This window comes from Nocardia sp. NPDC004573, assembly GCF_053602135.1.
In genome coordinates this window covers 23,990-48,945 of the sequence record NZ_JBSGDA010000032.1, presented here as the reverse complement: position 1 = coordinate 48,945, position 24,956 = coordinate 23,990, and the positions used below count along the sequence as shown (strand labels likewise).

Genomic DNA, 24,956 nt, shown 5'->3' with positions numbered 1-24,956 from the left:
CAGGCTATCGAATGGAAGATTCCAGGGCGGGTCACAGGGTCTGACGGTGGCCTTCGGCGCCCCCATGCGGATGGTGAACCCGCCGAGGCTTCCGCCACGGCCGATCCACACCGAGGAGTGTCTGTGATCGTCACGCCACTACAGCCAGAACACATCAGCGAAGTCCGCGAACTCATGGGGCTCGGGGAGCCATTTGTCAGTGCCCGCACCTTGTCTGACTACTGGCTCTACGCCAAGCTGTTCTCCTCGACCTGCCCCATCACGATCGGCGAGGACAACACCATCACCGGAGCAGTCATCGCATTCCGAAGCCAAGACGACCCCGCAGACGTGTACGTACAGGACGTCATGACCCACCCCCAGTACCGGAAATGCGGCATCGCACGAGCGCTCCTGCACAGCGTGCAGTCACAGGCTGAAAAGTGGGGCTGCGAGCGTTTGTATCTGACATCCGAACCCGAGAACCACGCAGCACACGTCAGTTGGACTGCCCTCGGATTCGTCAACGTGCCAGGCGACCACGAGATCAACGGCATCTCAATCATCAGCGACTTCAAAGGACCCGGCCGCAGCCGTGCGGTGTACGAACTGCCCCTGACCTGATCGCGTCGGATCGGCAGCTCAATCGATCCAGTACCGGCGACTCAGGGTGCCGTCGCTGCATGGTACGACCGATTCGACAATGCCGCCGCATGCTTCGATGATGCGCCGAGAGGCGAGGTTGCTGTCGTCGCAGGTGATGAGTATCCGGTCGAGGCCGATCGCGCGGGCGACGGTGAGGCTGTGGCGGAGGATGGCGGTGCCGTAGCCACGGTGCCGAAATGGTGCAAGGACACCGTAGCCGATGTGACCGCCTCGTTGACGCAATCCGTCGTTGAGGGTGTGCCGGATGGACGTGCGGCCGACGACCTGGTCATCGACCGTGGCGACCAGGAAGGTGGCTGCCACGATTCCGTCGGGCAAGTTGATCCCGTGGCGGTAGTCCTCCAGCGCCGATAGGTACTGCCGCCACGGGATGGCCGGTGTGAGACCCAATGCGAAGGGGAATCCGTCGCTGTCGGCCATGGCCTCATGCGCCGCGCGGACCACCTGCTCGTCCGATGCGCGCAACGGCCGAAGGCGCACTGCATCGAGTACAATCGAGGTCTCGGAGTCAGGTGACATGCCCGAACCGTACCCAGCGAGACGCTCGTCGGCGACGGAATTTCAGCGATGACCCGCTCGTGCCGACACAGGTAGGTTTCGCCGAGTCGGCTCGGACCGTAGAGGTCAGCTGTATTCACGATTCAGACGCGGACTGGTCGACAAGCCATTCAACCGTCGTGGTGATTGCTTCGTCCTCGCGCCGGCGTGAGTCAAACCCATGATCCGAACCGAAGACAGTGTGCAACGTCGTGTTCTGTCGTGATCGAGCCGCTCCGGCGGCAATGTCGTAGGAGACCGCTGAGTCTCGGTCACCGTGCACGATCAGGGATGGCACTGTGCTTTCGAGGAACAGATCGAGGGGCCGATAGTGCGCGAACTCGTAGAACAGCACTCGGCCAAGCTCGAATTGGCCATCGACGACAAGCCATCCGTGCTCTGCGAGGTCTTTCTGCTGCTGTGGGCCGAAGTTCTCCTTTCCCCAAGCCAACTCTGGCTCGAGGAACGTTCGGCGTAGATCTAGAACTGGATTCCACAGCACCAGTCGATGGAGGGTGCTTTCCAGCCACGGCAGTGACAGCGTCGTGGACACCGCGCCGAAACTTGCCGCCACGATTGAAAGCGGCCCCGGAAAGCGTTCACGAACAGCCTCCACGGCAGCCTGGAGATCGAGACATTCCCCAGCCACCGTGACGCCGCGAGGTGTCCCGCCGCTGTTGCCGTGACCACGGAAGGAGAACCGCACCACGTTGAACCCCGCAGCATCGAGCTGCTCGGCCAACCGGATGAACATCCCGCCGCCCTCATCCATATCTACGGTGATTCCGTGGACCAGCAATACCACCCCGCGGCCGGTACTTGAGGAAGCCGGATGAAGGGCGATATCGAGTCGAACACCATCGACCGAACGCACCGTGATGTCCTCCACAGCACAGCTCCCTTCGCTCACAACCCGGCGGCGGACGAACCCATGTTGTGCAGTATCTATCCGCGCCCCGCCAGCGATCGGCACAAGGCCGCGGTTCCCCTGGCGAGATGCTGCCTCGGCCGTTGTAGCAGTGCAGCGAACGCCTGGTCCTCGCTTGTTCTGGGACTGTCGGTGCGGCGGGCTTCCTCCCGCTTCATTGCCCGCGCTACGGCTGCCGCCCTGCTCGGGGCGCGAACCGACCATCCGGCTCCGGCGCATGGTGAGTCGCGCTGCGCTGACCTTAGAATACGTTGAAGTGCAACGTGATTGACGCTGAGCAACCACGCGGAATCGTAACGTCGCCTCGAACCGACGTAAGAGACTTCGACCAGTTTACTTGCAAGCCGACCCCCTGGGCTGGTCGGCTTCATCGCCTGTGCATGTCACCTGTTTCATCCCACCCACTCTTCAGAGAGGACTACTCCGATGCCCGAAAAGGTCAGCAAGGATAAAGTGCTGGTCTACATCGTGCGCGACGGCAAGCTGCTGGTTTTTCGTCACACTGAGTTCTCCTACGAGGAGGTCGGTATCCAGGTCCCCGCGGGCAGTATCCGCCCCGGTGAATCGCCGGAGGACGCCGCGCTGCGCGAGGCCCGCGAGGAGACGGGACTGACCGAGTTCAGAGTTGTCCGAAAGCTGGGCGAATACGCTTACGACATCTCGCCGTATCGGTGGGAGTTGCAGCAGAGGCACGTAATCCAGCTGGAGTTGAGCGAGGCCGCACCCGACCGCTGGAGCAGTCAGGAAGACCATGACGGTCAAGGCGAGCCCACCCACTTCGAATGCTTCTGGGTACCGCTGGAGGCTGCGCACATCTTGCAATCCGGCCAGGGTGCCCTGCTGGGGCGACTGTTCGACAGACCATTTGATTGATCGCAGCAGGCGGCGAGCATGGTGGACACCGCAGCACAGGACCGCCGTTAGCGCGCGATGGCCGACGTGTCGTAGAGGCCGTAGGCGAGGAGGACGTGGGGGCAGTCGGGGTAGTCGCTGATCTCGAGGCTGAGTGGGAGGGGCTTGTCGGTGCCGGGTGTGCGCACATGGATTGGTGTCGGGCGGGGGCGGTCATAGGTGACTTGCATGGGTGTGGATTCCCAGATGCGGGGGAATTCGGGGGTGGTGCGCAGTCTTTGGAACAGGGTTCGTGCTCGGGGGAGATCGCGGTATCGACCGAGGGTTCCGCGCAGAATGGTGACGGCGTAGCGGGCTTCGTTGTACCAGTCGTGAATGTGGTCGCGGGCGGCGGAGGAGAACATCCACTGGAAGTAGTTGTTGTCGGCCTCGGCGAGGCTGGGCACTATGCGGTGGAATATCCGGTTGCCGTGCAGCACGGTTCGGAGGGGATCGAGGTAGACGGCGAGGGTGTCGCGGGTATCGAGGTGGTCGAGGTGGGCTTGGATGCCCAGAATCGTGAGGCGCTGGCGTAGTTCCTCGGCGGGTGGCAGTTCGAGGGAGGGTTGCCACAGTTCGTGCAGGTGTCGTCGTTGTGAGGGATCGAGGTCGAAGGCGGCGGCCAGTTTGGTGAAGACGCGAGGGCCGGGGTAGGTCCGATCTCGGATGAGTTGGTGGAGGTAGGAGCTGCTGAAACCGGCGTGTTGGGCGGCGGACTCGCGGGACAGATGATGGCGGTGGCGCAGCCATTCCAGCGAGTCGTGGAAGTCGGGCATCCCGTCGAGTGGCGGGGCTTTCCGCATTTCATCTTGCCCGTCTGTGCGGGGGTAGCGCGTGCGCGATTTTCCCGGCGTGTGAACGATGAGGTGTCGACTCGGCGGTGTGGTGGCGGCTGGGGGGATTGCCTGTCATTCGGTACTCCTGTTCGGTGGTGCGGGGGTTGGCACAGTGGGTGGCGGTTCATCGGCATCTTCCGTGTCGGCTAACACTGCCGGTCAGACCTGGTCCGAGGGGTAGGGCTCGCAGTAGCACACGCAGAATCGGATGTCGTGGGAGCTCGAGGCGTAGCCGAGGTGGATGCGTGCGGAGTACGGCTCGCCGGTGGTGGGGTCGCGCAGGTGGACGGGTTCCTCGGGGCGGCGGCCGTAGGCGACCGCGTCGCTGGTGTCCCACGCCTCGCGGAAAGTGGCCGCAGCGCGCAGGTCGTGGAAGAGGGTGAGGGCGTGCGGGGTTTCGCGGTGGCGTCCGAGGGCGCCGCGCAGGGTCGCGACCAGGTAGGCGGCGGCGCTGTCCCAGTGCACGACAATGGGTTCAGCGGTCGCCGTGGTGGAGCCGGGGTGAAAGAACCACAAGGCGACGTTGCCGCGGAACTGGTCGATGCCGGGCAGGCCCGCGGTGAACCGTTCATTGGCGAGGACCACATTCCACAGCGGATCGATGTAGGCGCCGGCGATCTCGCGGCGGTCGAGGTAGGTCAGTGTCGCGCGGTGCTCGGGAGTGTCGGTGCGGGTGCGTAGTTCCGCGATCGACGGCAGAGCGACTGGGGGTCGGGCGAGGTCGCGGGTGTAGCGTTCCTGCGCGCGATCGAGGTCGTAGGCGGTGACGAGGTGGTTCAAAACCGCTGGCGAGGGCGTCGCCTGGTTATGTTCGATCTTTTTGAGCATCTCCTTGCTGATGTGGAGGCGGTCGGCGGCGCGCGGGCGCGGGAGCTTGCGGCGCTCGCGGATCTGGCGTGCCCAGCAGCCGAGGTCTGGTATCTCCGAACAAGAGGAACTCGTGCGGCCCTGGCAGCGTCGTCGTGGATAGTGGTGGGCCGGATTCGTTGTCCGGGTCACGTAAAGCCCCTCCTACTACGGTCTTCCGTACTTCCTTCCACGTGAGGTACGTTGAAGGGTTCACTTTCCCCGAGCTGATTCGTTCCTACCAGAGAAAGATCATCCCCGGCAAACAAGATTTTCTGTGAGCTAGCCGACAATTAGCCATCGGTAGCCGCGCGACGGGCGCGGCGTATTTACCGTACCCGCACACTGGGATCGCGCGTTCGGGAAGTTTCTCTACTGACACTCGCGTTACCCCTTTCGCTCGTCGGTGCAGGCCAGCATGTGCAGTCGGAGGGGTAATGGTTGTGGTAGCACATTCCTTACCCCTCGAAGGGGTGGCGCGGCAGTGGTTTTCGGGGCTGTGATGGTAGGGCAACTGCACCTCCTCCGGTAAAGGAATAACTGTGGACCCATACACCATCCTGTCGCTGCTCGACGCGGGCGCATCGCTGGTCTCGAGTGTCCTGTCGGTCGCCTCGCAGGCATTGAGCCTGATCCTGTCGTTCGTCTGATCAGCCATGCCATTCCTCTGAAATGAGGAATACGGCGACGGGTCCCCCGGCTGCGGTCGGCGGCCGGGGAATCCGTCGTTTCTCACGCGTTGTCACGCGCATTTTCTGATCTTTTTCCTCTCCTTTCTCATTCGATCGAAAGGGTTATTTGTCGTGCCCGAAAATGGGAATACATCCCTCGCGTACGGGGGTCGGCTGCTGTGGGGTGGCCGTGTGTTGGCTGTCGGCGCTGTGCCAGTGGTGATGATGCTTGCCGCGCCGCACGCCAGTGCTGTGATGCTGGATCCGATCGCCGACCAGCCCGGAGTCACCGCCCCGGTCCAGCCCGGAACCGCCGCTCCGGCCCCGCCTCCGCCGCCCTCGGTCGCGCCGCCGTCCGAGCCTGCTGTGTATCCGCAACAGCCGCCCGAGGTCCGCAACGGCCCGGCCCCGCGCCCGGCGCCTCCACCTGCTCCCGCGCCGCCGGTGCAGGTGGTCGAGCTGCACTCACCGGAACCGGTGCCTCCGGTCGCGCCGATCGAGGCCCCGCCGGACACGATCCGCATCGGCCAGTGGGAGACTCCGTCACCGGACTGGCTGCCTCCGGAGATTCGTGACGGCGTCAACACCACCGCCGCGAACCTGGAAGCGCAGGCCGCGACGTTCCTGGATTCGATTGGGATCCCGGCGGGACGGTCTGATCGGGTGGCCGGTGCCACGATCGCCGGGGCGGGGGCCGGTGGTGCGATCGGAGGCGCACTGGCGGGTGCACCAGCGGCGGCAGCGGGCGCGGTCGCGGGCGGGCTGGCCGGTGGAACGATCGGCGGTATCGCCGGTGCCGCACTGGGCACCGTGGTGACCGTGCCGGTCATCGGCACGATCACCTCCGGTGTGGCCGGTACCGCGCTGGGCGCGGCAGCGGGCGCTGTCGCCGGCGCGATCGTGGCCGGGCTTCCCGCCGCCGTGGTCGGCGCGCTGGCCGGTGGCACGGTAGGCGCGGGATTCGGTGCCGGAGTGGGGGTGGGCCAGCCGTGACCGCTCTCCGTCTCCTCACCGCCACCGTCCTGGCGGCCTGCACGAGCGCGCTGTGCACGCCAGGCTTCGGGTCGGCGCAACCACCCGCGAACGGCGGGCCGGGCTGCCCCGTGCTGTGGGTCCTTGGAGTGCAGGGCACCGGCGAGTCCTCGCCGGGGGCTTCCGAGACCGCCGACACAGGGATGCTCGGATTCTTGCTCGGCCCGGTGGTGGCCGCCGTGTCGGACTTGGTGCAGCGCACTTACATTCCGTACTCGGCCGCGTTCGGAGGCGCGGTAGGCACCGGTGGCGGCGCGGCCCCGTACGCGGCCTCGGTCGGCGAGGGCCTCGCCGCACTGACCGCGACCGCGGCGAGGGTCGCCGCCGACTGCCCGGCCACGGCGCTCGCGGTGGTCGGATTCTCGCAAGGCGCGCAGGTGGTCTCGGAATTCGCCCGCGCTGTCGGCGCGGGCGAGGGACCCGTCTCGGCCGAGCGGGTGGCGGGTATCGCGCTGTACTCCGATCCCGATCGCGCCCCGGACTCACCGGTGATCCCCGGCCGCCCCGGCCAACTCACCCCCGACCCCGCCCCTGGCACGTCCGGGGTGGCGGTGTCGGGGGTGGCGATCACCACCGTCCCGGCAGCCGGTGGCGGGATCGCCACCAGTTCGGGTGTCGAGTACGGGGCGCTGACCGGCCGAGTGGTCGATGTCTGCGTCGACGGCGATTTGAGTTGCGCCGCCCCCGAACGCGCCGCCCTATTGCGGATGGCCGCCCAGCTCGCGGCCCAGACCGATCTGCGTGATCCGCTGGCCGCGCTGGGTTCGATCCAGGCCCTGCTGTCGGGAGCGTTGGGTGAGGCGTGGACCAACGTGGTGAACAACGACTTTCAGAGCGGGGCCGGGTTCGTCGATTACGCGCCCGCGGCGAGTCTGGCTGAGCGCCTCATCGATGCCTCCGACCCCCGCACTCCGCCACCCAGCCCGGACGAGACCGCCGCCGCGTCGGCGCGGTGGGGGCAGATCACCGCGATCGTGGCCTCCGACCCAGTCGGGCAGTTGCCGAAACTGGCCGGGCAACTCTCGGGTGCGTTCGGGCAACTGATGGCCGACAACGCCGCTCTGACCAATCCGGGCGTGTGGCTTCGCTACGCCGACATACACGGCCGCCACACCGGCTACGCCGCCGCAGGGCAACTCGCCAGCGGCATCGCATGGCTGACCGCACTCGCCCACGACCTCGCCGGGAGCCACCCATGACCACCAGCAGCAACGACTTCTACAACGTCACGACCCTCGATGGCTACCGCCCCGGAGACCTCGTGCGCACACGACCGGTGTTCGTTGCGCAGTTGAGCGAGGCGCGGGGGGCGTGGCAGGTCGTCTACGCCACGGCCAACGCCCGCTCCGAACCCATCGCGGCCTCGGGGATCGTGCTGATCCCCGAGACCATCGCCGCTCCGGGCGCGACCGCGATCCTGGTGTACTGCTCGGAGTTTCGCGGCCTGGGCGGTGTCTGCGCGCCGTCGCAACTGCTGGCGATCGGTGCCGAACCCGACACCACCGGTATCGAGGCCGCCCTCGCACGAGGCTGGGTCGTCGCGATCCCTGACGGGCAGGGCCTCGGTGCGGGCACCGGCCCGCACACCTTCCTTGCCGCGCGCGCCGCCGGTGCCAAACCGGTCCTCGACCTCGCCCGCGCGGTCTATCGCGCCTCGGACCTGGACCTGCCGGTAGCGCCGGTGGTGGCCTGGGGATATGCCGACGGTGGCCGTGTCGCAGCGGTCGCGGGGGAGCTACAGCCCTGGTACGCCCCCGAGATCGACCTGCGCGGTGTCGCCGCCGGAGCGGTCTTCTCCGACCTCGCGGTCCTGGCTCCGCTGGTCAGTCGGAGCACCCGCACCGGCCTGGCCGGGCTGGCGTTCGCCGGGCTGATCGGGCTGTCCCACGCCTACAACCAGCTCCCGCTGCGGCATGTACTCAACGAGGACGGTCTCGTCGCCGCCGCCGAAGCCCGCCACCTCACCGTCCTCGAACTGCTGCAACGGTTCCCCGAGCCGCTGGCGCACTGGTGCCGCGAGCCTGACCCCTGGAACGACCACTGGTGGAGACGGGTCCTCGCATTGGAGTCGCTCGCACACGTGAAATCCGATGTGCCGCTGCATCTCTACCACGGCGAGCTCGACCAGATCGTGCCGGTCCGCTCCGGACGCAAGGCGCTGATCGCCTACCGCCAGCGCGGCACAAAGGTGGACTGGCGCGAATACGACGGCGACCACCGCTCCACCGCGCACTGGGCGGTCTCCGATGTCCTGGCCCGGCTCACCGAGGACATCGCCAACGGTCCCGTGTCGCAGCCGATCCCGGCACAGACCCAGGCCGAAGTGCGGCCCAGCGCGTGAGCCGCCCCTGACCCCTCCGGGGGAACCCTGCCCGCACCCCGCGACCCCCACCTTCCCTCTCGGGGTGCGGGCAGGCCCCGGAGACACCTAAACCGAGGCGAGATGAATGGCGAGGTACCCGCGGAAACCACCTGAAGACGACGATGCTGAAGCATGGGTCGACCTGCCCCAGACTCCTCCGGACCTGCAGCTGATAGCCGACACCGGCTCCGGCCATGACTTCGACGAGCCCGACAAGCCCGTCCTGCCGGAGGAGTTCTGGTTCAACCGGATACGCAATCCTCCCAGCGCGGCCTACGCCGCCCGGGATCTCCGATGGGGGGCAGGTCCAGCGAACCGGCTGCCGCGCGGTGCCTGGGCCGCGCTGGCGGCCACTATTGCTGTCCTGGCCGGGATCCTGCTGGTGCCGACAGACAAGACCAGCGACACCGGCGCGCAGGTGCCCTCCACGGCAGCACCACCCAGCTCGACCACCACGGCTCAGGGGCCGTGCACCGGGCTCACCGGAGAGGTGGTCACCGAGCGTGCCGGTGACCCCGCCACCCTGGCCGGGGTGATCGCCTCCTTCGAGGCCGCCTACTACATCGACCGCGACGCGGCCAAAGCGATGCCGATGCTCGCGCCCGAGAGCGGGATCACCTTCGAGGGCCTCGCCGCGGGCATCGCCACCATCGCGCCAGGTACTCGGCACTGCGTGGCGATCACCCCGATCGCCCCGACCACCGCCAACGTCCACATCACCGAGATTCGCCCGGACCGCACGCGCATCGACTACCTCCAGCTGATCAACACCCGCCCCGCCGAAACCGGGGGCGCGTTGGTGATCTCCAACGTCCAGAAGCAGAGATAGGCACCCATCGATGAGGCCGCAGGCGCCGTACCTGATCGCCGTCGCCGGACTGAGCTCGCGCGCCGGGACCACCACGACCACCGTCGCGCTCGCCCACACCTGGCCCGGCCCCGAAACAGCTCTCATCGTGGAAGCCGACCCCGCAGGCGGCCAGCTCGCCGAAATAGTCGGCGCGGACCCGCATCTCGGCCTGGCAAGCCTCGCCCGCCGAAGCGCCGTCGGCCATCCCATCACCCATGAGCTGCTGGCCCAGCACGTGCAGCATCTGCCCGGCGGGGAGGCGTTCCTGGCCGCGCCCCCCGAATACGACCCCGCCCATCCTGTCCCGGCCGCTGCGCTGCTGACCGATCCGAACCGGGGCTGGCGCGGGCTCGGAGCGACCGTGTTCGCCGATTGCGGTGTCCCCGAACCGGGCTCGCCCGCGCATCCGGTCATCGCCGCCGCCGACGCCGCCCTGTTCGTGGTGCGCGCCGAGCACATCGATCCCGAGCCCGCCGCCGAGCGGCTCCTCGATCTCACCCCGCGTCGACGCCCCCGGGGCATCGTGGTCATCGGCGGCAGCCGCGCCTACATCGACGCGATCGGGTTCCCGGTCGTGGGAGAGTTGCCCGCCTCCCGCGCCGGTGCCCGTGCCCTGCTAACCGGCCGCCGCACACGCCAGCACCTGATCCCGCCCGCTCGCGGCACCATCATCGAGGTGGAGATCCAGCTGCGCCGCTACGAACGCAACGGCCAGTTCGACCCACCTCGCGCGGCCCCTGCGGCCCGCCAGGACCGCCGCAGACGCCGCGGCGAGGACGGGCCGAGGATCTACAGCATCGACCCCGCCACCGTGCCCACCCCGCGTCCTCGCCTACGTGAGCCTGTAATGGTGGACGCCGGTGAGACCATCGCCGCACCGCCTTCTGAGCCTGTGCTCGCTGTCGAGGCCAAGGACGCCGGCCAGCTCGCGGAGGGCAACCTCACCGCGGCACCTGAGCCGAGCTCACACCCCGAGACCGCCTCCACCGATACTGCGCCGGTGCCGACACCGGTAGACGGTGCGCCCGCGCTGACGGTGCGGGTATTCGGGCCTACCCGGATCTTCTGGCACGACCCCGGCTCCGGGGAAAGCGTGGAGATCACAACACAGCTGCAGCCGCGTGCTCGCGAACTCGTGGCCGTGCTCGCCCTGCATCCCGAAGGGATGCCACGCCCGCAACTCATCGAGCTGTTGTGGGGCCAGCGGCCCGGACATCGGGGCAGTAGTGCGCTGGCGAACACGTTGAGCCGCTTGCGCGCCGCGCTCAGCACCGCCACCGGCGGGGAGATCACCGACGTACTCGCCGAAGATCGCACCCAGGTCCGGCTCTCGGGCCACCTCGGCGTCGACTACTGGGATTTCAACGCGGCGGTAGCGCAACGCCGCCACGCCCGCAGCGACGCCGAACAGACCGACGCCGCCCGCCGCATCGCGGCCCTGGCGACGAGCGAGCTGGCCAGCGACCTCACCGACACCTGGGTCCAATCCATTCGTGAATCGGCGCGACGCACCTCGCTGAATGCCTTGAGCTGGCTGGCCACCCGAACCACCGACGACCCTCGCGCGACCCTGGGAATGCTCGAAACCACCGTCGAGAACGACCCGTACAACGAAGCAGTCTGGCACGACCTCCTGCGCCTGCACGCCCGCCTCGGCGAAACCGCCGCACTCACCCGCACCTACACTCTCCTGACCCGGAGACTCGCCGAAATCGGCCAGTCCCCGAGTCAGGAAACCCGACAGCTTCTCGAAACGCTCCGCCGCACCCAACAATGAGTCGAATGCGGTCGGATTTACCGCTCGCGTTCATTGTCGATTAGTGTAGAAATCGGCTTTTCCGGCCGTTTACGAGACGGTCGTCCGTGCTTTCATGTCATTCCGCTATTCAATTCGATAATTGCTGGAGGGATCGGGTTTCCTGCGCCGGGCACTCGTAGCTTTTTCTCAAGGGTGGAGTCCCTGTCGGCCTGAGTGGCTCGATGAAAAAATTTCCGTGCGATGTTCCATGGTGAGATTCGCTGCATGATTCGGTGTGAGGATTGGAACGACGCACCCCCGCGGCGCGAAACAGCAGGTCAGCGGGCAAATATCCGGGCGGATATCAGCGGGGATCGTCTATACACAAAGATGTATAGACATGCTCGGGCGGTGTCTCACGGCCGGTTCGATGCGTCCTGTTGTGTCTGACTACCCGGTCGCGTGCCTCCTCCTCTCACCTCGTTCTCCTTTTTCGATTGATCATTATCTATCCATTCTTCCCGGGCTTCGCTGGCCGAGGCGTGGCCTGGCTGGCGAGTGCATGTGCGCGCAGCGTTTCCGTATTGCCTAGACGGATTTGCTATTGTCCGGAAAAATTCCGGAAAATTGAGCCTTTCTCGGGGTTGTGAGGATGTTCGAGATCGAGCTAGCGTCGACCACGTTCCCGGAATTCGCCGGGAAATTCGCAGAAATCCGAATGGCGGCCACGCCGCACGTATGCCGAAAACGGCGCACGAATTCGGAACGGAATTGCAGGAGTCGCGATGCCCATCACACCCGCCACCGCCACCGCCGCTGCACCGGCCGCCGGTCGCCTGCCCAACGGCGAACTCCGGCGCATGGTTGCCGCCGCGCTGGCCTCCGACCCGGCCCGCGAACAGTCCCCGCGTGAGATTGCCAACGGGCTCGGCCGGTCCTCCGGCGCGGTCGGCAACGCGCTGGAATCGCTGACCGCCGCCGGGCACGCCGAACGCACCTCGGCGGCCCCCCGCCGCTACCGCGCCACCGCCACCACTGCCACCACTGCCACCGCCGCCGCCCCGACCGCTGCCGCCCCGGCACCGACCGCGCCTGCCACCCCGGCAGCCCCGTCCGCCAGTAAGGCGGCGAATCCGGCCCGCCGCCGCCCCAAGGAGAACACCACCTCGGCCGCTACCCCCGCCACGGCCGCGCCTGCCAACACCCCGGCGGCTCCGGCCCGCACGGGTAACACGGTGGCCCGGCCGAACGGGCAGGACTACCACGTGCGCAAGCTCGCCGGGCGCGCCGATGTCGATGTGCTGCAAACGATGCGCGCGGCCGAGGTGCCGGTGCTGCTGTACGGGCCGCCCGGCACCGGGAAGACCTCGCTCATCGAGGCCGCCTACGGGGACCTGCTGACCGTGCAAGGTGACGGGGACACCACGGTCGCCGATCTGGTCGGCGAGTACACCCAGAACCCGGATGGCACTTTCGTTTTCGTGCACGGGCCGCTGGTCCGGGCCATGCGTGAGGGCCGGGTGCTGTTCATCGACGACGCGACCCTCATCCCGCCGACCGTGCTGTCGGTGGTGTACCCGGCCATGGACGGCCGCCACGAGATCGTGATCAAAGCCCACGGCGGCGAGGTGGTCAAAGCCGCGCCCGGGTTCTTCGTGGTGGCCGGGCACAACCCCGGGGTGCACGGGGCGATCCTGTCCGATGCGTTGGCGAGCCGGTTCGCGTTCCAGGTGCAGGTGGGCAGCGACTACGACCTCGCCGCCCAGCTCGGGGTGGAACGGCGGGCGGTGAAAGTGGCGCGGGAACTGGCCGCCCGACAGGAAAAGGGCGAGGTCGGGTGGGCACCCCAGCTGCGCGAGCTGCTGGCGTTCCGCAAGATCGCCGCCGCCACCGACTCCGCCACCGCCGCAGCCAATTTGATCGGGGCCGCCCCCGAGGACGACCGGGCCATCGTGGCCGCCGTGGTGCGCACCGTGTACGGCACCAACCACGCCCCGCTGGCCCTCGGCCCCCGCATCTGACCAGCCACCCCACCCGCCTACGAAAGGCATTGCCCGCCATGACCGGCCACGTGATCACCGCCCCCGCTACCCCGGGCACCGCCCCCATCCCCGCTACCCCGGGCACCGGCACCGCCCCCGCCGCGCCTGCCACCCCCGCCCCCGCGTCGGTGCCGGTGACCGGGGGATGGGCCACCCTCTCCGCTGCGATGACCGCCGAGGTTCCGCCGATCGCCGACCGTGACGATTTGACCGTGAGCATCGCCCCCGGTGCCGCGTTCGGGAACCCGGCGGTGTTCGTGCCGGGGCTCGCGGCCATCGAACTCGACGGTTCCCGCCTCAAGATCGACCCCGCCACCGCCCACCCCGAACGCAACAGCGACCGCAACCGCTACCCGGCGGTGTGGGGCGCGCTGGTGCACGAGTGCGCGCACGCCAAACATTCGGCGTGGAACCCGCCGCCGGTGGCGCACCCGGGGGTGGTCGAGGCCGCGATGCTGCTCGAGGAATCACGGATCGAGGCCGCCCAAATTCGCCGCCGCCCCGACGACCGGCACTGGTTGCGCGCCAGCACCACCGAGATCGTGATCGGGGACAACGGCGGCGCGATCGCCGCCGCCCAGATCCCCCCAACCCGCTACAACGCCGCCCGCAATGCCGCGCTCATCTTGGCCCGCCTCGACGGCGGCATCCTGGAGGCGGCCGAATGCGCGCCCGCCGCCACCGCGATCGAGGCCATCCTCGGCACCGACACCCTCGACCAGTTGCGCGCCATCTGGCGCGAGGCCCACACCGTGGCCGACACCGACACCGCCGCCATGCTCGAGCTCGGGCAACGCTGGCTCGACATCGTCGGCCCCGACCCCCACACCGACCCCGTGCCGTCCTCGCCGCTGGGGGCCGCGATCGGCGACACCGTGACCAACATCGGCAACGCGGTCGCCGCCTCGCCGGTGGACCCCGACCCCGCCGAGGTCGCCGCCGCCGCGCGGGAGGCCGCCGAACGCGCCGCCGAACACACTGCCAGGCAAGCGCGGACGGTGTTCGGTGACGGGTCGGGCCGGGGCCTGACCGCAAGCACGCGACGCACACGCACCGCCCGCCCGGCCGAGCACACCGCCGCGCGGGTACTGGCCCGCGCCCTCAACACCGCCGCCACCCGCGAACGGGCCACGGTGAAAACGACCTCCGCGCTGCCGCCGGGCCGGTTGCGGATGCGCGGCGCGCTGGCCCGGGAGGCCCAACGCGCCGCCGGGGCGATCCCGACCGCCGAACCGTTCACCCGCACCACCCGCAAAACCCCTCCGGTGCTGCCGTTGCGAGTCGGTGTCGCGTGCGACGTGTCCTCCTCGATGGGCAGCTACGCCGCCCCGGCAGCCTCGGCCGCGTGGATCATCGCCCGCGCGGCCGAGCTGGCCACCATGCCCGCCCAAACCGCGACCGTGACGTTCGGGGCCTCGGTCAAACCGATCACCTACCCGGGCACCGCCCCGGCGCGGGTGACCGAATTCAGTTGCCCGGACTACCTCCACGCCATCGATACCGCTGTCGAGGCCCTCGACGGTGCCCTCGACCTGGCCCGGCCCGGCGCGACCCGGCTGTTGGTGATCATCTCCGACGGCCAATACCAAGGCCCCAACCGCAACCGTGCCCAGGCCCGCGTGAACGCGCTGCGCGCGGCCGGATGCGCGGTGCTGTGGCTGGCACCGGCCGACAGCGACCCGGAGCCGCTGGACGGAGTGACCCTGCACTTGGTTACCGACCCGGCCGCCACCGCCGCCGCGATCGGCCGCGCCGCCACCGCCGCCGTACGCGCCGCCTAACCCCTCGGGTGCCCCGGGCGCGCACCGCGCCCGGGGCACCCGGACAGGGCCGCCACCGGGCCACCGGCGCGGCCCAACCACCACCAACCCTCACCCCGCCCCGACCGGGGCGGCAACGACAGGGAGACAAACCATGACCGACCCCGCGATCCCCACCACCGCCGCCCTCGAGCCGATCTACGTGATCGCCAACGCCATCACCGGCGATCAATTCATCATCTACGCCCCCGGCCCCCACGACGAGCGCGGCATGTACACCGTGGCGCACGTGACCGGCGGCACGGGCGGCTATGCCGCCCCACGAATTCACCTCGTGCACCCCGACGACATCGCCGCCTACGCCACCGGTGCCACCGACCTGGTGCGCCGAAGCGGGCGCGGGCACGGGGCGAGTGTGTGGCTCGACCGCACCACCGGCCCCCTGCGCGAGCACCTGACTCGATGAACCCGCCAGCGACACGACCGACCTCAACGCAGGCCACGAACAGGAGACCTCATGCGCCTGATGAAGAACACCCAAGGTCACGACGAGGACGGTGTGATCAAACCCGGAGCCAAACTCGGTGGCAACGCGGTAGCGGGCGCGACCCGCAACCGGCCGCGTGCTCCGGAGTGTGTCCTCGTCCGCTGCGGCACCGCGGCGAGGTCGCCGGCGTGATCCACCTGGTCTCGCGCAAATGAATAGTGGCGAGTCAAATTCCTCTCGTGCCGTGCGCATTACAGAAGTGGAAGAGAGGAATATTGGGCCGGAATAATTTTCCATATTCCGCTTGACATCACACGCCCTATCGAGCGGTCATGGAACCGGAAACGGCACCGACCCGGCGGGGAAATCGCCCCGATCGGTGCGCATTCCGTCCCACCGGGACATCACCGAATTCACGAAACCCAATGTTGGAAGGAACCCCCCATGTCGAAAAAGAAGAACGCCGCCGTGGCCACGGAAACGGACGCACCCGCCCCGGAACGTGGTTCGCGGTCGGGCGTGGTGCCGGTGCTGTCCCGCGACAGCGACAGCGCGTTGTGGGCGGCGCTGCGGGCCCACCCCGGCAGCACCACCGCCGCGCTGGCCGACATCGCCGGGATCGGACTGTCCACCGCGCGGCGTCTGCTGGCCCAGTGGGAAACCGCAGGGTGCGCCCAGTCACACACCGACCCCGAATCGCCTCGGGCCGCCAAGACCTGGACCCAGGGCGCGGGCGCACCCGCTGCCATCGAACCGGACCCGCCCGCCGCGCCCGCCGACCCAGGCCCGGCCGAACCCACCACGCCGGAACCGGTTTCCCCCGAGACACTCACATCGGCCGAACCGGACCCCGACACCGCCGGGCCCGCAACCGAACCCGCCACCGTGTCGGCGGCGGAGGTGCCCGCGCTGCACAGCGCCGAAGCACGCGCGCTGTGGGAGGCCCTGGAAACCCACCCCGGCAGCACCACCGCACAGCTGGCGGAACTCGCAGCCATCGAGACCATCCCCGCGCGGCAGCTGCTGACGGAATGGGAACTCGCCGGGGCAGTGTGGGCGGACACCGACCCGGGCAAGGGCGGGAAGACTTGGACCGCCGGAGCGAAACCCGAACAGGCCCCGGCCGCGCCCGAGCCCGCCGTACCCGAACCGGCGGCCACCGCACCGGCCGAACCGGCGACCCCGGAATCCATCGCGGCCGAACCCACCGCGCCCGAACCGGGCACCCCCGCCGAGCAGGCGGCCCCGGCCGCCCCCGACACCACCCCGGAGACGGCGGTAGCTGCCCCCACGGGCGACGATCCCGCCACCCCGGCCCCGGTACCCCCGGCGGCGGCCGACGACGGCGCTGCGGCGGACCCGGAGTCGACGGCGGAACGCCTGCCCGCCGGTGGGCTGCGGGGACAGGTCGAGGACCACTTGCGCGAAAACCCCGGAAAGGAGTTCACCCCACACCAGATCGGCAAAGCCCTCGCCCGGTCCAGCGGCGCAGTCCACAACGCCCTGGTCACCCTGACCAAGCACGGGACCGCGCGCCAAACCAGCACGGCCCCAAAGAAGTTCACCCTCGCGACCTGACAACGGGCGATGCCGGAATCCCCGGAGCTGCTATCTCCGGGGAGTCCGACACCGCCCTCTCAATCTAACCCCCTGAGAAAGGTGTTCGACTATGTACTCCACCCCAACCCCCAAGGTCCTCGCCTCGGCCCTGTACCGCGTGTACGCCGATTCCCGCCACGCCCCCAACAGCCTCGAGCTGTGGATCGCCATCGCGGACACGGCCATGCGTGAGCTGCAAATGCCCGTGCTGGCCTCGCTGGTGCCGTGGGTACCGATCGCGTTGCGCTACGAGAAGGTGACGACCGATGGCGAGTTCTTCCCGCACACCGGCGCGGTGCGGATCATGACCGGCCCGCTGACCGGCACCCTGTACCGCGACCTCGACACCGCCGCCCGCGAGGTGGTCGTGGCCACCCTGAACGAGCTGATCGACCAGGGCACCACCAGCGACGACGACGGCGGCGACAGCGGCGGCGATGAGCAGATCGACGCCGCGCCCACGCCGTTGCCGTCGTGGCGGTTCCGCGACAAGGGTGCCCCGCCCGCGTTCACCCCGCGCGCAGTGCCGCCGATCATTTCCTGACCGCCTACCCGCTGAAACGGCCCGTGGTGCCGAGCAATCGCTCGGCACCACGGGCCGTTTTTCTATGCGCCGTGCCGGATGGTGCAAGCTACTTGCTGCGGTCGATGGCCTGTTCGATCCAGTCGGTCAGCACGGGGGCGGCGGTGTTGTAGCCGGTGGCGTCGAACGTGGCCGTGTGGCCATACTGGGCGGCCGGAACGGCGGTGCCCGTACCGGTGGTGCTGCGTGTCGTGCCCGTTCCGGCCGTCGTGGCGGTGTAGGTGTTGGTCAGAGTGGGGAACTGCTGGCCGGTGAACGCGGCGGCGGTTGCCGAGACCAGGTCGGCGGCGACCGGTGCCAGCCCGGTCAGCGCCAACACCGCCGCCACCGGGTCACCACCGGCGAGGGATTCCACAGCGGTCCAGGCGATCTCCTGGGCGCGGCCGATGTCGGTAGCAATGCGGGAAATGTCGAGTCCGGCCAGGACACCGACGATCTCGGCGGCGATCGCCGCGACACCGGTCGTGTCCAGCGGCGCGGCCAACGCCAGCGCACGCGCCACCAGCCGCAGGTCGAGCCCATCGGCCAGCTCGACCAGCGGGGCGAACTGATTGTTCAGGTCCCCCGAGACGCGGTGCACGCCGCGCACGTCCCCGGCGGTGATCAGGCCGGGCAGCTGAGCGAGGTCGGCCACGATCGCGGGCACATTCGCGGTGAAGCTGGCGAGCCCCTTGAGGACGGTGACGACCTGGGCGAGGACCTGGGAGGCGCTGATCTGCCCGGTCGAGGCCGCGCCGATGCTGGTAGCCGGTGTGCTCGTCGTGGTGGCGGGAGGTCTCGTTGTGGTGGTGGGCGAGGTGGTGCTGGTCGAGGCCGGGGTGGAGGCGGCCGAGGTGGCAGTGGTGAGGGCGCGGCTCACCGCGGCGAGGACCGGAGACGACTCGGTGGTGGTCGAGCAGTAGCTGTCGCCCTCGAGGCAGAGCGTGCGCACCCGATCGCTCAGCACGCCGAAGCCCTGCGAGCGTGGCCCGGTGACACCTCGCCCGGAGACCGGGGTGCCGAGCTGGGTGGTGGTGGCGTCGCGGCGCGGATCGGCGACGAGTGCCACGGCCAGGACACGGGAGGCCGGGATTGGGCCCTTGTTGTTGCCGAGGATTGTGGCGAGGTCGCCGGTGACCTCGGCGCCCTGGCCGTAGCCGGCAAAAACGACTCGCGTGTCCGAGCACAGCCCTGAGACCGCCGCGGTGAGGTCGGCTCCGCTCACCGATCCCGTACCAGGCAGGGGCGCGAGCGTGCGGATCTCGATGTCGCTGCCGTAGCGGGCGGTCAGAGACTCCCCGAGCAGGGTGAGGACACCGGGCGCCGACCCTCCGGTGGTGGGGTTTGTCTCATAGGTGCCCGGTGCCAGCAGTGCGGTCCAGCGTGGGCACGGGACACCGGCGCGGTCGGGTGTGGGTTCTGCGGCGGCGACACCGGCCGTCACGGTCGTCGCGGCGATGGCCGCGCATAGCGCCGCGCGGGCGGTGCGGCGGAGGCGGGAGTTGTTGTGGTGCATCGGGTTCCTCCATTCCTGCGAGGGGGATGGTCAGGAGGCGGCGCGGGAGCCGTCGTCGTGGGTGGGTGTGGGTCTCCTAGCGGCGTAGAAGTCGTCGCCTTTCCACCGGTAGGGCGAGACTTGGACGGGTTCGTTGAAGGTGGGGGCGTGCACCATCTGGCCTGCGCCGAGGTAGATCCCGACGTGGTGGACGTCGGCGCTGTTGCCGTAGAAGACGAGGTCGCCGGGGGCGAGCTGGTCTTCGGATACCGGTGTGCCGGTGTGGACTTGGTCGTAGGTAGTGCGGGGGATCGAGATCCCGGCGGTGCGGTAGGCGGCCTGAGTCAGTCCCGAGCAGTCCCAGCCGCCATTCACGTCAGGCCCGTTGCCGCCCCACATGTAGGGCAAGCCGAGCTGGGCACAAGCGAACGAGACCACCTGTGCAGCAGCAGGGTTCGGCGGCGACGCGGTCTGGCAGTCGCCTGAGGCGTCGGTGGCGCGGTAGCGGGCGGCCTGGTCGAGGACCTGGTCGACGTACCAGTCGGCGTGGTTGTAAGCCCAGATCGCGGCGCGCAGGTCATCGGGTGCGCCGGAGTCGCACAGATACAACGCGGCGGCATGGATAGCGTCGGAGGGGTTGTAGCGCGAAGGCGGGCTCGCGCCACCGGCGGGCAGGGGATGCCTCGAGACGACGGAGTCGAAGGTGGGAGCGAGGAACTGCATCGGTCCACCGGCTCCGGAGGCGTTCTCGCCCGAGGACACTCCCGGCAGGGTGGAGCGGCCGTGGTCGGTCTCGACCTTGCCGATCGCGGCGAGCACGCTCCAGTCCAGGCCGGGGCAGTCCCCGACAGCGGCCTGGTAGAGCACGAGCATCTCAGCCGGGATGTCCTGCACCGCCTCGGTGCTCGGAGTCGAGCCGGCACCGGTCGAGGCTCCCGGGGCGTGTGGGGTGAGCGCGTGGTCGAACACCACGACGGCGCTGACCACGGTCGCGATCACGACCGTGAGGAACACGAACGCGCCGAATCCTGCCCCGAGTGCCTTGACCAGCATCGCTAGCTCACCAGGACTCGTAGGTCGGTGGCTGTGGGGGTGGTGGGGACAGGGTGACGATGCCGCCCTGCGGTGCCCAGGTCGGTTCGGGTTCGATGTCGGCGTCGAGTGGGGTGCGCCGAGGCCACGCGTTGGCGAGCTGGTGCAGGTGTCGCCTGCGAGAGGCGTTGGCGGCGTTGGCGTCCAGGGGCAGCCAGACCTGGTCGGCGGGACTGGCCTCGTGGGTGGGGGTGAGGAGTTCGGCGGCGGCGGTGGCCACGGGCACGGCCTCGGGATCGGGCAGCCGTTCCCAGGTTCGGTGCAGCGCCGCGCGGGCTTTGGTCTCGCGGGCGATACTTGGCACCCAGAGCAGGACGGGGGCGATGACGCCGGTGGTGCGGGCCAGCTCGGCGTAGCCGGTGAGCTTGGCCGCGACCCGCGACAGCGCCGTGGTGCTCTCGAGGTCGTACTCGAGGTAGAAGTCGAGCACGGTGCCGGCGTGGGTGTAGCGACCGAAGGCGTCGGGGCGGGCGAGGTCTCCCCACAGGCGCTCGCAGCGGGTCTGTGACCACCACGCCTCGAGCTGGCCGGGTTCGCCGCGCTGGTCGAGGGCGGGGTGGGCGATCAGGGCGGTGAACCATTCGGCGACGCCGAGGGTGTGGGTCAGGTGCATGCTGTGGCCGATGGCGACGGCGCGCTGATGCTGGTAGCCCAGCTCGCGGACCGTGATTCCGGCTTCGGCGGCGAGGACGCCGGCCCCGGCTGGTGCGAGTACCCAGTGCATCGGCGCGCTGCCCTGGGTCCGCCACGGCCGGAAACGGTCCACGACGCCGTAGCGGTGCAGCAGGTTCAGCCGCCGCAGCGCGATGGGCTGGGTGGGGAAGGCCAGGCTGGTGAGTTGATTGGTGGTCAGGACGCGGTGTTCGTGCAGCATGCGCAGGATCCAGCGGTCGCGCTCGGTCAGGCGCGAGACGAGTGCGGTGCTGTCGAGCGGTCGGGGGCGGGGCCGGTTGTCGGGGCGGGGTCGGCGGTTGTCTGCCTGCTGGGCAGGGCGGGAGAGCATCGGTGGCACAACCTTTCTCAGGACGAACGGGCGGGGGCGGTTGGCGGGGATGAGCTGTCGGTGCTCGGGTCACTCGTCGCGGCCGGGGTGGGAGCCGGTGAGGCGGGTGCGGGCGGCGGCGGCGATCTCACGGGCGCGCCCGGGGATCGGTGGGTCCAGGGGGCGGGTGGTGAGGGTGAAAGGGCGAGCGTTGCGGCCGTCGACCAACAGGCGCGCTGCGGCGTGGAAGGCGTCGAGGTGGGACAGGTCGTGCTCGGACAGCCACGGGTCGGTGTGGCGGGCCAGATCGCGCGCGTCGTCGGGCGACACGGCGAAGATCACCTTGTTGCGCGCGTTGGCCGAGATGCCGTCGCGCAGTTCGCGCGAGAGCTGGCCCAAGTTCTGATGCGCCAGTAGCAAGGAGAGCCGGAGTCCGCGGGCTTCGGCGAGCATGTCCTCGATCGGGGTGGACAGGTTCAAGAAGTTCTGCGCCTCGTCGAGCACGAGCGCGGCGTCAGGTCGGTCGGCGGCGGGCACCCGGGCTCTCGCGGTCACCGCCTGCCACGTCCGCGCGACCAGCAGTGACCCGACCAGACGGGAGGTCTCCTCACCGAGTGACCCTTTCGGCAACCTGGCCAGGCAGATGCCGCCGTGGTCGAGGATGTCGCCGAAGTCCACGGTCGAAGGGCCACCGGCGATGGCCGCGCGCACGAACGGGCGCAGCAGGAACGCCCGAAGTTTGTTCAGCAGAGGGCCGGTGAGCTGGGCGCGGCCGGTTTCGGAGAGCTGCTCGTAGGAGTCCCAGAACCCGCGCAGGACGGGATCGTGGGTGGTGCGGGTGACCCGGGACCGGAACGCACCCTCGGTGAGCAGGCGGGGCAGGTCGGCCAGGGTCGCGGTCCCGGGCTGCGCGCACAAGGTGAGCAGGCTCGCGCGCATGATGTCGTCGGTGCGCGGCCCCCACCACTGATGAAAGATCCGGCAGAAAACCGTGGTCAGGTTGTCGACCGCGAGATCCGTTCCCGCGCGCCCGATCCGGCCGATGTCCAGCGGATTCACACACGGCGGAGCGCTGGATGCGTCGGCGTCGAAGAGCGTGACCCGCTCACCCATGCGAGACGGCAGCCTCGACAGAACATCGGTGACGAGGTCGCCCTTCGGGTCGATCACGATCACACCGCGCCCCGCCTCGGCGTCATCGAGGATCGTGCGCGCCAACAGCGTGGATTTGCCGACACCGGTAGGTCCGAGGATGTGCAGGTGATGACGGGCGTCGCTGACTTTGACCGCGACCGGGCGGCGAGTGCCGGTGTCGGCCATCCCCAACGGCTTCGTGAACTCCCCACCGACGGGGATCTCCGGGGCCGGGGACAGCGCGCGAGCCCCGGCGCGCTGCAGGCCCGGTAGCCCATCGTCGGTGGGCAGATGCGCGATCGTGGCCAGCTCGGGCACCGACAACACATCCCCACGCCCGAGACGCCGCTCCCGGATCAACCGTTCGAGGCGGAAAAGCCGACGGCGACGCCGGTAGAAGTTGTGATCGGTGCACGCCCCGAACACCGTGGCGAGAGCGTCGGCTCGCCCGCGCGCCACTGCCCGCGCTTCGGCTGTCGAGTGGATCTTGTCGAGGTCGGTGGCGACCGGGATCGAGGCGGCATAGCGGACGACCGTCTCCCAATGCGCCCCTCGCGCTTTGGCCGCTGCCGCTCGGGCGGCGGCGCTATATTCGAGCGAGGTCTGCCGGTCGGTGGCCCGCGCGCTTCCCACCCCGGTGGCGGTGCGGGAGACGCGGGGGCTGCTCGAGCCGGGCGCGAGGAGGTCGAGGGCCTCGCGCAGCAGTCCCGCCGCGACACCGGTCCGGCTGCTGGTGCTCGCCGCGGAGCGGGTGGCGCGGGCGACACGGCGGCCGGTGACCGGGCGGGCGAGGATCTGCACGCACACGGCGTGGCCGGGGGCGAGGTCGTCGGCGGCGGTGATCAGGTTGCGCACCAGATCACCGGAGTGATCGGTGCTCAGCGGGAGTCCCTCGTGGCGCCCGAGGCGTAGCTCGCCTCCGGCCACGACCCGCCGGATCCCTTTGACCGGGTTCGGCAGTGGGGGCCGGGCGGGTTCGGCAGTGTCGGTATGCGCGCCGGGCCACGCCGAGGCGACAGCCCGCTCGATCAACCCGGGTGGAATCGCGCCCGGCACCCACAGCCGGATCGCCGCCCCTTCCTCAGGGGTGACGGTGTACTCGAACCCCAGATGAGGCTGCCCCAGCAGCGTCCTCGCCCACGCTGGACGGAGCTGGCCGATGAGGTGTGCCCAGAAGGTGAGCGCGCCTTTGGCGTCGACCGAGGGCGGGGTGAGCACGGTGATCTGCCGGGCACGCGCACTCAGCCGACCTCGCCGCCACCGGACCGTGAGCCGTACCGCCGCGAGCACCGCGACACCGACTGCGACCACGAACAGGGCATCGGCGGACACGAGGGCGTGTTCGAGTGTCTGGCGGAGGTCGGCCACGGCCCGGCCGGGCGCGAGAAGCGCCCGGCCCAGCCATCCCTGCTCGGGATTCACGCGGCCACCGATACCGGGCCGGTGACCTCGACGGTCGGCAGAGTCGCCGCGCTACCGAACGGGAAACGGCCCGTGCGGCGGAGTCCGGTCGCCTCCTCGGCGTCCGGCTTGCGGAGGATGATGACGTCCTCGTGGGCGATGAGGTGCATCGGCAGCCCGGCCGCGCGCTGCTTGACGATGAAGTCGCGCTGGAAGAACGAGCTGCGGGCGATGAGCTGGCCCTCGGTGAGGCGGCCCAGCAGCGCCACGCACCGCTCCACCGGCACCAGCCCGGCCAGCTCGCCGCAGGTGTAGAGGTGGGCGGGCAGCGGCACGAGTTCGGCGTGCTGACGCCACGGCCGCGCGGTGATCACCACATACCCGCCCGGAGCGAGGTATTCGGCGGCCCCGGCCAGGATCTTGGTGAAGCCCGAGAGCAGGCGGCCGAGCCCGACGTTGGCGAGATTGCCTCGGTCGAGGATCTGGCCGTAGCGGTGGTTCTTCTTCAGGACCGGCTCTTTGCGGTTGGCGCGCACGTGGCCGTGCAAGCTGTCGCCGTAGGGGGGTGAAGTGATGACCAGCTTCGCCTGGCCGCGCAGCTCGGCCGGGATCAGATCGCCGAGCTTGCGGGCGTCGCCGTGGTAGACCTCCGCGGCGAGGTCGATCCCGGCGTCGCGGGCGAGCTCGATGTTGGTGCGCGCCAGCTCCGCCCACCGGTCCTCGTACTCGACGCCGACCGCGCGGCGACCCAGATGCAGGGACTCGACCAGGGTGGTGCCGATCCCGCACATCGGGTCCAGCACGAGGTCCCCGGGCCGGGTGTAGGTGTTCACGGCGTGGGCGACGATGGCGGGGAACATCTTCGCGGGATGGGCGGTGCTGTCGGGGTGATAGCGCCCCCGGCGCTGCGCGGTGGGCGCGGTCTGGGCCGTGGCCCACACCGACACCAGTGCGACGGCCGCGCCCGGCTGTGCGGGGATGCCGGAGTCCACGTCGGCGGTGGCGGTGGCGGTCGGTTCGAGAGTCATCGGGGCGTCCTTCGCGTGAGAGTTCCGGTGGGGCAGAG

General features: G+C 69.4%; 22 protein-coding genes. 13 read left to right on the top strand and 9 right to left on the bottom strand.

Annotation, left to right across the window (positions count from 1 at the left end; all coding sequences use genetic code 11):
- Nucleotides 1-123: 123 nt before the first annotated feature.
- Nucleotides 124-603, top strand: coding sequence for a GNAT family N-acetyltransferase (locus ACWEKR_RS32175; protein ID WP_452357690.1), 480 nt, complete (start codon nucleotides 124-126; stop codon nucleotides 601-603).
- An 18-nt stretch (nucleotides 604-621) separates the two neighbouring features.
- Here ACWEKR_RS32175 and ACWEKR_RS32170 read toward each other — a convergent pair whose 3' ends face one another.
- Together ACWEKR_RS32170 and ACWEKR_RS32165 are read right to left on the bottom strand one after the other, a co-directional pair.
- Nucleotides 622-1,164: a GNAT family N-acetyltransferase gene (locus tag ACWEKR_RS32170; protein WP_452357689.1), complete on the bottom strand. Its 543-nt coding sequence runs from the start codon at nucleotides 1,162-1,164 to the stop codon at nucleotides 622-624.
- Nucleotides 1,165-1,279: 115 nt separating this feature from the next.
- Nucleotides 1,280-2,071: an alpha/beta hydrolase gene (locus ACWEKR_RS32165; RefSeq protein WP_452357688.1), complete on the bottom strand. Its 792-nt coding sequence runs from the start codon at nucleotides 2,069-2,071 to the stop codon at nucleotides 1,280-1,282.
- A 465-nt stretch (nucleotides 2,072-2,536) separates the two neighbouring features.
- On the opposite strand from ACWEKR_RS32165, the gene ACWEKR_RS32160 reads away from it, so the two are divergent.
- Complete coding sequence (locus ACWEKR_RS32160; protein WP_452357687.1) at nucleotides 2,537-2,983, top strand: NUDIX hydrolase; 447 nt, start codon at nucleotides 2,537-2,539, stop codon at nucleotides 2,981-2,983.
- Nucleotides 2,984-3,030: 47 nt separating this feature from the next.
- On the opposite strand, the gene ACWEKR_RS32155 is transcribed toward ACWEKR_RS32160, so the two are convergent.
- Nucleotides 3,031-3,777 (bottom strand): MmyB family transcriptional regulator, encoded by a 747-nt coding sequence (locus ACWEKR_RS32155; protein WP_452357686.1) that lies wholly within the window; start codon nucleotides 3,775-3,777, stop codon nucleotides 3,031-3,033.
- 219 nt (nucleotides 3,778-3,996) lie between these two features.
- Nucleotides 3,997-4,836, bottom strand: coding sequence for an MmyB family transcriptional regulator (locus tag ACWEKR_RS32150; RefSeq protein ID WP_452357685.1), 840 nt, complete (start codon nucleotides 4,834-4,836; stop codon nucleotides 3,997-3,999).
- Nucleotides 4,837-5,609: 773 nt separating this feature from the next.
- On the opposite strand from ACWEKR_RS32150, the gene ACWEKR_RS32145 reads away from it, so the two are divergent.
- The 11 genes from ACWEKR_RS32145 to ACWEKR_RS32095 all read left to right on the top strand — a co-directional run bounded on the left by ACWEKR_RS32145 (nucleotide 5,610) and on the right by ACWEKR_RS32095 (nucleotide 17,768).
- The gene (locus ACWEKR_RS32145) at nucleotides 5,610-6,347 is read left to right on the top strand and encodes a hypothetical protein (RefSeq protein WP_452357684.1); all 738 of its coding nucleotides are present in this window, start codon (nucleotides 5,610-5,612) and stop codon (nucleotides 6,345-6,347) included.
- On the top strand, nucleotides 6,344-7,585 hold the full coding sequence (locus ACWEKR_RS32140) for a cutinase family protein (RefSeq protein WP_452357683.1): 1,242 nt from the start codon (nucleotides 6,344-6,346) through the stop codon (nucleotides 7,583-7,585). The genes ACWEKR_RS32145 and ACWEKR_RS32140 overlap by 4 nt, the downstream gene beginning before the upstream one ends.
- Nucleotides 7,582-8,727: a lipase family protein gene (locus ACWEKR_RS32135; protein WP_452357682.1), complete on the top strand. Its 1,146-nt coding sequence runs from the start codon at nucleotides 7,582-7,584 to the stop codon at nucleotides 8,725-8,727. The genes ACWEKR_RS32140 and ACWEKR_RS32135 overlap by 4 nt, the downstream gene beginning before the upstream one ends.
- Nucleotides 8,728-8,833: 106 nt before the next feature.
- The gene (locus ACWEKR_RS32130) at nucleotides 8,834-9,577 is read left to right on the top strand and encodes a hypothetical protein (RefSeq protein WP_452357681.1); all 744 of its coding nucleotides are present in this window, start codon (nucleotides 8,834-8,836) and stop codon (nucleotides 9,575-9,577) included.
- A 10-nt stretch (nucleotides 9,578-9,587) separates the two neighbouring features.
- Entirely contained in the window at nucleotides 9,588-11,375 is a 1,788-nt protein-coding gene (locus ACWEKR_RS32125; RefSeq protein WP_452357680.1) for a BTAD domain-containing putative transcriptional regulator, read from the top strand.
- A 746-nt stretch (nucleotides 11,376-12,121) separates the two neighbouring features.
- Entirely contained in the window at nucleotides 12,122-13,357 is a 1,236-nt protein-coding gene (locus ACWEKR_RS32120) for an AAA family ATPase (RefSeq protein ID WP_452357679.1), read from the top strand.
- 38 nt (nucleotides 13,358-13,395) lie between these two features.
- Nucleotides 13,396-15,159, top strand: a complete 1,764-nt coding sequence (locus ACWEKR_RS32115; RefSeq protein WP_452357678.1) for a VWA domain-containing protein — start codon at nucleotides 13,396-13,398, stop codon at nucleotides 15,157-15,159.
- A 133-nt stretch (nucleotides 15,160-15,292) separates the two neighbouring features.
- A complete protein-coding gene (locus ACWEKR_RS32110) occupies nucleotides 15,293-15,604 on the top strand; it encodes a hypothetical protein (protein ID WP_452357677.1) in 312 nt (103 codons plus the stop codon).
- A 51-nt stretch (nucleotides 15,605-15,655) separates the two neighbouring features.
- Nucleotides 15,656-15,817, top strand: coding sequence for a hypothetical protein (locus ACWEKR_RS32105; RefSeq protein ID WP_452357676.1), 162 nt, complete (start codon nucleotides 15,656-15,658; stop codon nucleotides 15,815-15,817).
- Nucleotides 15,818-16,069: 252 nt separating this feature from the next.
- The gene (locus ACWEKR_RS32100; protein ID WP_452357675.1) at nucleotides 16,070-17,203 is read left to right on the top strand and encodes a hypothetical protein; all 1,134 of its coding nucleotides are present in this window, start codon (nucleotides 16,070-16,072) and stop codon (nucleotides 17,201-17,203) included.
- Between the two features lie 91 nt (nucleotides 17,204-17,294).
- Nucleotides 17,295-17,768, top strand: a complete 474-nt coding sequence (locus ACWEKR_RS32095) for a hypothetical protein (RefSeq protein ID WP_452357674.1) — start codon at nucleotides 17,295-17,297, stop codon at nucleotides 17,766-17,768.
- A gap of 88 nt (nucleotides 17,769-17,856) precedes the next feature.
- Here ACWEKR_RS32095 and ACWEKR_RS32090 read toward each other — a convergent pair whose 3' ends face one another.
- From ACWEKR_RS32090 to ACWEKR_RS32070, 5 genes are all read right to left on the bottom strand, one after another.
- On the bottom strand, nucleotides 17,857-19,302 hold the full coding sequence (locus tag ACWEKR_RS32090) for a cutinase family protein (RefSeq protein ID WP_452357673.1): 1,446 nt from the start codon (nucleotides 19,300-19,302) through the stop codon (nucleotides 17,857-17,859).
- A gap of 30 nt (nucleotides 19,303-19,332) precedes the next feature.
- On the bottom strand, nucleotides 19,333-20,334 hold the full coding sequence (locus tag ACWEKR_RS32085) for an NlpC/P60 family protein (RefSeq protein ID WP_452357672.1): 1,002 nt from the start codon (nucleotides 20,332-20,334) through the stop codon (nucleotides 19,333-19,335).
- Between the two features lie 7 nt (nucleotides 20,335-20,341).
- On the bottom strand, nucleotides 20,342-21,376 hold the full coding sequence (locus ACWEKR_RS32080) for a replication-relaxation family protein (RefSeq protein ID WP_452357671.1): 1,035 nt from the start codon (nucleotides 21,374-21,376) through the stop codon (nucleotides 20,342-20,344).
- Between the two features lie 69 nt (nucleotides 21,377-21,445).
- Nucleotides 21,446-23,911: a helicase HerA domain-containing protein gene (locus ACWEKR_RS32075; RefSeq protein WP_452357670.1), complete on the bottom strand. Its 2,466-nt coding sequence runs from the start codon at nucleotides 23,909-23,911 to the stop codon at nucleotides 21,446-21,448.
- Nucleotides 23,908-24,918, bottom strand: coding sequence for a TRM11 family SAM-dependent methyltransferase (locus ACWEKR_RS32070; RefSeq protein ID WP_452357669.1), 1,011 nt, complete (start codon nucleotides 24,916-24,918; stop codon nucleotides 23,908-23,910). Before ACWEKR_RS32070 ends, ACWEKR_RS32075 begins: the two co-directional genes overlap by 4 nt.
- Nucleotides 24,919-24,956 lie beyond the last annotated feature (38 nt).